The sequence below is a fragment of the Lacticaseibacillus pantheris DSM 15945 = JCM 12539 = NBRC 106106 genome (genome assembly GCF_001311175.1).
In the GTDB taxonomy this organism is placed as follows: Bacteria; Bacillota; Bacilli; order Lactobacillales; family Lactobacillaceae; genus Lacticaseibacillus; species Lacticaseibacillus pantheris.
This window is the reverse complement of sequence record NZ_BBAI01000056.1, coordinates 1-10,026: the sequence shown is the minus strand read 5'-3', so window position 1 is coordinate 10,026 and position 10,026 is coordinate 1. Positions and strand designations below refer to the sequence as shown.

At 54.0% G+C, this 10,026-nt stretch carries 5 protein-coding genes and 2 pseudogenes; all 7 read right to left on the bottom strand.

The window, feature by feature from the left end; translation table 11 throughout:
* The coding region (locus tag JCM12539_RS11755) for a mucin-binding protein (protein ID WP_439645143.1) at positions 1-3,358 on the bottom strand (3,358 nt) is incomplete at its 3' end.
* Positions 3,289-6,855: a MucBP domain-containing protein gene (locus JCM12539_RS11750; protein WP_082405522.1), complete on the bottom strand. Its 3,567-nt coding sequence runs from the start codon at positions 6,853-6,855 to the stop codon at positions 3,289-3,291. The genes JCM12539_RS11750 and JCM12539_RS11755, both read right to left, overlap by 70 nt.
* Positions 6,856-7,698: 843 nt before the next feature.
* A complete protein-coding gene (locus tag JCM12539_RS13335; RefSeq protein ID WP_156302197.1) occupies positions 7,699-7,851 on the bottom strand; it encodes a hypothetical protein in 153 nt (50 codons plus the stop codon).
* A gap of 192 nt (positions 7,852-8,043) precedes the next feature.
* Positions 8,044-8,404: pseudogene (locus tag JCM12539_RS15640) on the bottom strand (SbcC/MukB-like Walker B domain-containing protein); the annotation flags it as partial.
* A gap of 173 nt (positions 8,405-8,577) precedes the next feature.
* Positions 8,578-9,180, bottom strand: a complete 603-nt coding sequence (locus JCM12539_RS11740; protein ID WP_156302194.1) for a hypothetical protein — start codon at positions 9,178-9,180, stop codon at positions 8,578-8,580.
* Entirely contained in the window at positions 9,150-9,482 is a 333-nt protein-coding gene (locus tag JCM12539_RS11735; protein WP_054651698.1) for a hypothetical protein, read from the bottom strand. Before JCM12539_RS11735 ends, JCM12539_RS11740 begins: the two co-directional genes overlap by 31 nt.
* Before the next feature lie 38 nt (positions 9,483-9,520).
* Positions 9,521-10,026: pseudogene (locus tag JCM12539_RS13460) on the bottom strand (hypothetical protein); the annotation flags it as partial.

The window sequence follows — 10,026 nt, the reverse complement described above, 5'->3', positions numbered from 1 at the left end:
CCGGCGTGTAATCCGGCACCGTTGGACTGTCGAGGGCTGGGAAGGTATCGCTACCGTCCGCCTTCCAGGCCCCATAAGTGACTTCGCCCGTCACAATGTTTACCGTGGCAGTGCGACTGTAGTTGATGGTGGCCGTCTTGGAATCGGCCATCTTACTACCGTCGTTACCGTTGACGTAACGCACGGTTTCCGTGGCCGTCCGATTCAGGTTATCCTGGTCCACCCCCGCGGGGTACTTTGGCCCCACTGGGTTCTTCGGGTCAACGAGTGTATTTGGACTCTTCGGGTCCGTTGGTACGACCGTCATTGTCGTTGGGTAGTAGTAAACCACCAAGTTAACATCCACCGCCGAGTCGTCTATGACGGCCTTTACCACCTCTTGGTCTGGTGTGTAGCCATCTAGCGGTAGACTCTCTACATCTTGGAAGGAATCACTACCGTCCGCAACCCAAGCACCATAGGTAACGGCACCCGTCGCAATGTTCACCGTCGCCGTCCGACTATAAGTTATAGTGTGCGTATAGGAGTCGAAAACCTTACTACCATCTGCCTTTTCGTAACGAATTGTTTCTGTAGCTGATCCATTCAGGCTGTCATCGTCAACTCCCGTAGGATACTTCGGCCCATCGGGGTTCAGCCGGTCAATCGGAGTTCCTGGCGCCTTTGGTCCGGTTATTGCCGGGTTCCCATAAACAGGTCTTCCGGGTTTAATCGTAATTTCTGTTGGGAAATAAACCAAGTTAACATCTTGGTTTTTCGCAATATCGTGGTCAAAGTTTTGCACAGTGCTGGTTCTATCAGTGACTAACACATAACCGCTAATCGACTTATCAATGCTACTGTAGTCAATCACCGCATCGCTAGCACCCGTGAGCACAACGGTATCCCTTAATTTACGGTCATACATGTCAAGAAAGTTAACATTAACCGTTTGTTCCTGACCAACATACGTAACGGTGGCTGGCTGTGTCGGATCTGTCGGCTTCAGCACCCAACTACCATCTGGCTGTTGCGTAATTGTCCCGTTATTTGACGTTGGTGTGTAGCCAGGCACATTCGGTACAGTCCCCGTTACCTTCGTCGGGTCACCAGGATCGGTCGTATACTGCACTGGTGTCCCCGGCTTGCCATTCGGTGGTGTCACCGTGTAGTCACCATTTGCGGTGTACTCCAAGGTCACCGTCTGGTTGGCGGTATCATCATCAAAATTCGTGGTGCTCTTACGACCATCAGTCGTCAGCGTATAACCATCAACCACGTAGTTAATGGTCTTGCCATCGCTGTCTTTGGTGTAGTCAATATTGCCATCGCTAGCACCCGTAATGGTTACTGACGGCTTGACATCAACCGTGTCATCACTGCCGTCAACGAACTTCACCGTCACCGTCTGCTCGTTGGCCGTATACGTAACCATCGCCGGTTGCGTCGGATCCGTCGGTGTCAGTACCCAGCTACCATCTGGCTCCTTTGTAATGGTACCGTTATCCGATGCTGGCGTGTAACCAGGCTCGTTTGGCACCGTACCCGTGACCTTAGTGGGGTCACCAGGATCAGTCGTGTACTGCACTGGTGTCCCTGGCTTGCCATTAGGTGGTGTCACCGTATAGTCGCCATTCGCCGTGTACTTCAAAGTCACGGTCTGGTTGGTGGTGTCGTCATCGTCAAACTCACTGGTATCCGTGCGACCATCAGTCGTCAACGTATAACCATCAACAACGTAATTAATACTCTTACCATCACTGTCTTTGGTGTAATCAATACTGCTATCACTAGCACCCGTAATGGTGACCGTCGCCTTGACATCAACCGTCTCGTCGCCAGCGTTAACAAACTTCACCGTCACCGTCTGCTCGTTGGCCGTATACGTAACCATCGCCGGTTGCGTCGGATCCGTCGGTGTCAGTACCCAGCTACCATCTGGTTGCTTCGTAATCGTCCCGTTATTTGACGTTGGCGTGTAACCGAGCACATTTGGTACGGTCCCCGTCACCTTCGTCGGATCACCGGGATCGGTCGTATACTGCACTGGTGTTCCTGGCTGGCCATCTGGCGGTGTCACCGTGTAGTCGCCATTCGCGGTGTATTTCAAGGTGACCGTTTGGTTAGCCGTATCATCATCATCAAACTTCGTAGTACCCGCGCGACCATCAGTCGTCAGTGTATACCCATCAACCACGTAGTTAATGGTCTTGCCATCGCTGTCCTTGGTATAGTCAATATCGCTATCACTAGCACCCGTAATGGTTACTGACGGCTTGACATCAGTCGTCCCATCACTGGCATCAACGAACTTCACCGTCACCGTCTGCTCATTAGCCGCATACGTAATCTTCGCCGGTCGTGTTGGGTCCGTCGGTATTAGTACCCAACTACCATCCGGTTGCTTAGTAAGTGTGCCATTGTCCGATGTTGGTGTGTAACCAGGCACATTCGGTACTGTTCCCGTTACCTTCTTTGGGTCACCGGGATCCGTCGTGTACTGCACCGGTGTCCCTGCTTTGCCGTTCGGTGGTGTTATCGTGTAGTCGCCATTGGCCGTGTACTTCAAGGTCACGGTCTGGTTTGTCGTGTCGTCATCATCGAACTTCGTAGTGGTCGAACGGCCATCGGTCGTCAACGTATAACCGTCGACAACGTAATTAATGGTCTTACCATCGCTATCTTTGGTGTAGTCAATGGTGCTATCACTATCACCTGTAATAGTTACTGATTGTTTTACATCAGTCGTCCCGTCACTTGCATCAACGAACTTCACCGTCACCGTCTGTTCGTTGGCCGTATACGTCACCGTCGCCGGCTGCGCTGGGTCATCTGGCACTAACGTATAGCCCTTGGTTTCATCATTCGGGTCAACTGGTTTATAGCTACCACCAGTTACTTCTGGCGTGTAACCTGGCACGTTTGGTACGGTCCCCGTCACCTTCGTCGGGTCACCAGGATCCGTCGTGTACTGCGTCGGCGTCCCTGGCTTGCCATTCGGTGGTGTCACCGTGTAGTCGCCATTGGCCGTGTACTTCAAAGTCACGGTCTGACCAGCCGCGTCGTCATCATCAAACTTCGTGGTTGCATCACGACCATCAGTCGTCAGCGTATAACCATCAACCACGTAGTTAATTGTCTTGCCACCGGAATCTTTGGTGTAGTCAATGTTACTATCGCTAGCACCCGTAATGGTTACTGACGGCTTGACATCAGTCGTCCCATCGCTAGCAGCAACGAACTCCACCGTCACCGTCTGGTTATCGGCCGTGTACGTCACCGTCGCCGGTTGCGTCGGATCCGTTGGCGTCAAAATATAGCTGCCATCCGGCTGTTTGGCCAAAGTACCACCCACGGGCTGCGCTGTATAGCCTGGCACCCCAGGCACCGTCCTGTAGCTTTGGTCGGGTCACCTGGATCCGTCGTGTACGTTGTTGTAGCGGGTTGTCCGTTTGGCGGCGTTACCGTGTACTGGTTGTTCTTCGTGTACTGCAAAAACGCGGTCTGGTTGCCAGCATCGTTATAGTCATACGTGGTGACTTGCAGCGTACCGTCGTTAGTCAGCACATAACCGGCCTGGTACAACTTATCCGCCAGCGACTGGCTGGCGTAATCAACAGTGGCACCACTAGTACCCGTGAAAGTCAGATTACCGACGGGATTCCCGTTAGCATCAAGTACCGCGGTCGGCGTGTCTGGGTTGGTCATATCCACCAGCTGAACGACAACTGTCTGGGCTTCAGCCACGTAGGTGACGGTAACCGTGTCCGTATAGACCGTCACGCCGCTTTCTTCCGCATAACTTTCCGAATTAGCGGAATTGGCTACAAACTGCGCAACGTTTTCCTGTAACGCCGCGTTCAGCGCGTCGCCATCAGCATAGGTATTCGTATCCTTGCCGGACTCTGCGCCCTGACCCGTACGGTTTTCGGTCAACGTAATTGTGGCCGTAAAGCCATCAATTGTTGGCACGGTGAGCGCATCGAGCGTGGTTTTATCCGGGGCATTCCAACTGGTATAGTACAGCGGTGTGTCTGCCGCACCCTTGCCACCGTACGTGTCCACCCAGTAATCGCGTGTGTACTCAACGTTTTGCTGACCGTTGTCCACCGTCAAATCAGTTCCCTCTGGTGCATTCGCCGGCACTGTGGCCGTACTTGTGAGCGTAAACGTCCGGTGGGTGCGCGTGTAATACGGTGACTTTATGCTCGTTGGGGCGTCGACCAAAGTCAGTGGATCAATGACCACCGTGTACGTGGTGCCGCCCTCCGGCACGACGACCGCCAGAGCCACAATCGGCTGACCATTGGCGTCGACTTTCATTGTCTTGCCGTCAGCTTCGTAAAGCGGGCTTAACGTGTTGTCGTAGTTCACCCGACTATCGGTCTGGTTGTAGCCCAAAATGTACCCGGCCGGTATGTCCAAAGTGACGGACTGATTGCTCCCCACCTGGCCGGTCAAAGCGGTACCGGTCGCAATGACCGATTGATCCTTGGCACTTACGTACTGCACCGTGTACTGTGCGTCTTGCTCACCGTACGTAATGTTGATGTCGTCGTTTCCGAGCACGGACACGTCAGGGGCAACGTAGCCCTTGGTGATGTCGTCCGGGTCGACCTGCGTCAGCGCAATGTCGGTACCCGTCTGCGCGTCTTTGGCCGTGGGAGCGTAACCCAACAGGTACGGAATGTAGTAGCCCGTCGGTGTCGCCACTGCGACTGGGCTGTTATCCGTCATGGTGTACGTCGTCGTCGCCTGAACTCCGGTCGGCAAAGTAACACCCGTTGGCGTCGTGATGTGGTACGCGCCAATCTTGGTGTACGTCAAAGTCAGGACATTGGTATTGTCCCCATCCGTTAACGTCGTTTCTGTAGCGTTGGGACCTGCGTAGCCAGTAATGGTAAAGCTACTATCATCGCTACCGTCAACGTTCAGTGTCTGGCCGTACTTACCGTTGAGCGTCGTGTCCGTACCAATGGCGTTGCCATCTTGATCAACGTGCTCAACCGTCAGGGTGGCTGGATCCCCGATGTAGTGGAGGGTAATGGTGTTAGCGTCAGCGTCCAGTGTTGTCGGCGTGAACGTTTTCGGATTGTTAGTCGCATCCACAGCGTAGTCACCATTGACCGTGTAATGATCAATTGGTGGATACGAAATGGCCTGAACTTCATTAAATTTGGCGGAAACCGTATCGTCTGTCTTGATGGTGTTGCCAAACGAATCCACGTACTTAATCGTTAAGTTGACGGCGGAAGCGTTGTACGTGTAGGTAATATTCGTGGTTTGCGGCAGGTAGGGGTTCGGTACATTGTAGCCAGAGAAAGCTTTCCCTGGGTCGCCGGCCGTCTTGGTATCAACATCGTAAGTTAACGTTCCGGAAGTTGACGCAGTGTTTTTATTCGCGGGAGTTGCATTAAAACTAATGGTCCCCGCATTAACGTCAACTACCGTGTAGGTAATCGTACCGCGCTTAGTCCCATCACTGTTATAAACCGTCTGGGTACGCGTCTGTCCGTTAGTCATCCAGGGCGACATCGTACCTGAAGTGTTCCCAGAATCAGTCGGCTCATAGCCAGTGATTTCGGAGGACGGTTGTGTGTCGTACTTTTGCCCGGTCAAACCGGTCATCGTCACCGAACCAGCAATTTCGTTGCCATTTTGGTCAACATAATTTGTGGTCTGGCTCTGCTGTAATGGGGTAAAGAAGGCAAAGCCACTGTATTGCGAGGTCTTTTCGCCTTTAGGGTACTGCATAACGTCGAAAATATACGTTAAACTCCCCACAACGTACATGGAATCGCCATCGTCAAAGATGTACGCAAAGCCGCCAAAATTAGTCACCTTTTGGCCACTCGTTAATTCCTGCGTGCTGCCGATGGTCAGGTTGTCCCCACTACCGCTCACTAAGCCAATCTGCACCTTGGTTTGCGTCGCGCGGTCAATCGCAAAGCTAACTTTGCCCGCCGACGTATCCATTTCGGCAAAAGTGTACCAATCGGAATCCTCAGCGTAGTGGTACACGCCGGTAGGATAATCCGGGTCGCTCACGCTAAACCCATCGGGCAAAGCCGTGTCCGTAGTCGTCGGGTCTGTCCCCGTTGTACTATCAGTGGTTGGATCGTCCGCAGTATCATTGAGCGCGTCTACTTCGGCAACCGACAGCATACTCTTGTAGCCGATATCGGGAGTCAGTTTGCTGGTTTGCCCGCTGTCTGTTGGTGTCGACTGCGTGACGTTCACGTCTTGCTGTTCCGAGGCCGCACTGGACGTAACCACGCTTGAAGCCGCACTAACCACACTACTGGTTGAATCACTGCTATAAGTGCTGGAAGCGCTACTGCCCGCGCTTGCCTGGCTTACACTCACAGAACTGGCCGTGCTACCAACCGCGGCCGCCGAGCTAGCCTTTCTGGCAACACTAGCACTGTTATCAGGGTTCGCGGCACTACTTTGCGTAGCACTGGAGCTGGCAGCACTACTCGTTTTGGCGGCACTGCCAGCGTTTTCCCCGGTTATATCTGTCTTTACCGTGTCATCAGCGGCACTTGTTGCATCCGCGCTAACAGCGCTGCTATCCGCACCGCTGTTAGCGGAAGAACCAGTCTGGTCAGAAACCGAACTAGTACTACTACCCTGATTATGCAAAGCATACGTACTGCCCTGCGTCACGGTACTAGCACTACTATCGGCATTAGTATCTGTAGTTGTATCATTGGATTCCTCTGCAGCGGCGACCGTATTGCTGCGCGTACCCATTGCTGTGGTCATGCCCAAGAAGAACAGGGTGCCATACACCCACTTCTTGCCAGCTTTCCACATCTTCACACGCTCCTTAATTTCTGGAGTTGGTGAACCCTTTGTGCGCCTGAATTTCATCAATACTCATCTCCCGTAAAATCATTAATTAAATCACGATGAGGCCCTTACTTACACACCAATACATTACACCCTACAGCCAACGTAAACAACCAAATTGTATGAAGTTGCGTAACATTACATTAAGTTTTATAAAGGTGTTTGTGCAACCACTTCACTAGTCCATTAACCGCCAACTTTCATTTGAGCAATTCGTTGCTTGCTGTCATGACACCATAGTTACTCAAGGATAGACAATTGTCGGTTTTTGTTGGCTTAACGCGCTTAGTTCTTTTCATGAACGTCTGATACTTCCCGCTTAAAAACCAAGTTGATGATTACACCATAATTTGACAGTTATTTATCGCGCGACAATTCAGAAGCTTAATTAACCCAAATTTGCTCGTACTGTTTTGCACAATCACAACGAACTTGTACGACAATAGCATTAAAGGCGTTAAACATTAAAAAAACGAATCGTTTTATTTGCAAGGAACCGTTAGCTGACCATTAGAAAAATTAAATCCTATTTTTTTAATTATTAGGCAATGTGGAAATTTGCGCTCCACAGACCGCTTTGCGGAGCGGTCTGAAAATAGCAATTAAGCCTTTTATTTCCTCTGTAGAGAAAAAGTTACTTGTCGGTGACTACTGATCAACTGCTCATACAACTACAAACCCGATTAGGTTATCCCTTACTCATTCTGACCGCGATTAAACCACTAAGCACCACAGTCTCCCGGCGGTGCTTTACACAGCCGCCTATAGTTAAGTCAGAGTACGATGCAAAGCACCCACTCCAACTAAAAAAAACGAACCCGTGCCACCCCATATGGCAACACCTGGTTCGCTTCATCCTACATACTACTTGTTTGCATTTTCCAACTTCTCGGCCTCCGCGTCGATTGCCGCGAAACCTGACTGACCAGATTGCTTCTGAGGATGTTTTGAACGGTCCTCTTCTGCCTTCTGAATCAACGCCTTACGCTGTTCTTTACTGAGCTTTCCTGCCATCATTCTCGCCTCTTTTCGCATAGCGCGTATCCGGGTCGCCCCCAATACACCCCATTAGAATCGTAGCTGCGAGCCGGATTGTCGGTCGGAACGTCGCTCCATTCGGGCGACCACAGTTATGATGTTTGGTTAGTACTCCCTCATTATAACTCTTTTATTAGCAAACACCAGCAACGATTGCCAATATAAACGAGCCTACCGATTCTTGTGCACCACTTTGATGCTGCTGTGGCCCGTCCCGTCAGCCGTTACTCGTAACTGGTCGGCCACCGAATCCTGCAACTGCTCCACGTGGCTGATAATACCAACCGTCCGGTGGCCCTCAATGGATTCCAGCGCCTCCAGCGCCATCGTCAGACTGTCGTGATCCAGCGAGCCAAAGCCTCATCCACAAACAAAGCATCGATGCAATGCCGCCACTTTCCTCCTGAATTACCTCGCCTAACGCCAAAGCCAATGACAAAGCCGCGATGAAACTCTCACCGCCTGACAGAGTCTGAACCGACCGGGTCCCCCCAACCTGATCATCATACACGTCAATCTCCAGGCCCGTGTGGTTCCCGGTCCCCCCCTGGTCGTCACTCAACCGGAAAGCGTACCGACCCCGCGTTAACTCCTGTAGTCGGAGCGTACCCTGCTCCAACACCCGCGTAAAGTAGGCGCGTAAAACATACCGCTCCAACCCCATCTTAGCTGGGTTATTGCCGGTAAAAGCCGCGACCAACGTACTCAACTCGTTGAGACGCTTACGCTCGGCCCCCTGCGCTCCAGACGCTGGCGAATGTCTGCCAACCGCCGCTGGTTACGCTCCAACCGGCTCTGGGCGTCGTGGTGCTCCGTCCGGGCCGCTTCAGCCCGCTGCGTCTCGGTAGCAGTCGTCGCTTCGATTGTGGCGACATCCGGCTCCGTGCGGTCACCAATCGCCGTCTCGGCGTCCGCCAGCATCCCCGCCACGCGCGCAACCTGCTCCCGGTACTGCTGCTCCTCAGCCCGTAACCGCGGTAATTGCGCCACCGCAGCCAAGTCCGCTGCCATCATTTCGGAGGACGCGTCCTGCCCATAGTGTTCACGCACCAGCGCGGACAGTTGCTCGGTCGTTTGGCCCAAAGTTGCGGTGGCACTGCTGGCAACGCTCCGCTGACTGGTCAACTCGCCCTGACGCTGGTTGAGCGTCGCTGCCGCCGCGTTCGCTGCACTCGTAGCTGCCGTCACGGCCCGGTCGTACTCAGCCACGGCCGCGGTTAACTGCCGCTGCTCACGCGTCACTGCGTCGATGTCCCCCACGCCATCCGGCAACTCGGCTACGGCTTGCTGCCAGTTCGCCTGAGCCACCTGTCGCGCCGTCTCGGCGTCAGCCGCCACCCGGGTAGCTGGGTGACCGCAGCGGCTTGTTGCTCACGTTGGGTCGTGAGGACCGTCACCCGGGCGGATAACTGCCGCTCCTGACGCTGTTCGGCAGTCAGCTGCTCGCTAGTCCGTTGCGTCATCTGGACGGCGCTTTGCACTGCGGACTGTGCGGCGGTGCCGTCAGCAACTTTAGGTAAATCAAAGACCTGTGCCCCGTTCACCGCCGTTACTAGTTGCTGCTCGGCCTGGTTGCGGTGCTCCTCGGATTGCTGCAACCGGGTCGCCAACTGCCTGCCATCCGCTTCGACCGCCGCTTGATGGGCCTCTAGCCCCGTAACTGTTCCTGCATTGCGTCCAGCTCGGCCACGTCGACCGTCGCTGTCGCGGTCGCCAACTGCGGGTGCTCCGTGCTCCCGCACACCGGGCAGGGCTCGCCCACACCTAGCTTTGCGGCCAACATCGCCGCCTGATCCTGGTAGTAGGCCAATCGGGTCTCGTCCACCCGCCGCCCCAGAGTGGCTGTTTCCGTGCGTGCGGCTTGCACCGCCAGGTCGTTGTCCGCCGCGGCCGACTCTAATGCCGCCTGGTCGGCCAAAGCTGCGGTGTATACCTCGTTGGCACGTTGCATCCCCCCCAAAGCGAGCTGCTGCTGCGTGGCCCGTTCCCGGAGTTCATCCACCGCCAGTTGCACCAACTGCTGGTTGACGGTTGCCAACGCATCATCCGTCGCCCGTAGCGCCGCCGTGGCAACGTTGGCCGCGTTACTTTGCGCATCAGCCGCGGCCGCCGCACTACTGGCCGCGTCGGAGTAGGTCGCTACCGTCCGCAACC

Excerpts from the sequence above, each read along its gene's own strand:
- JCM12539_RS11750 (WP_082405522.1), bottom strand. The coding sequence starts at position 6,855 with ATGAAATTCAGGCGCACAAAGGGTTCACCAACTCCAGAAATTAAGGAG.
- JCM12539_RS13335 (WP_156302197.1), bottom strand. The coding sequence starts at position 7,851 with ATGATGGCAGGAAAGCTCAGTAAAGAACAGCGTAAGGCGTTGATTCAG.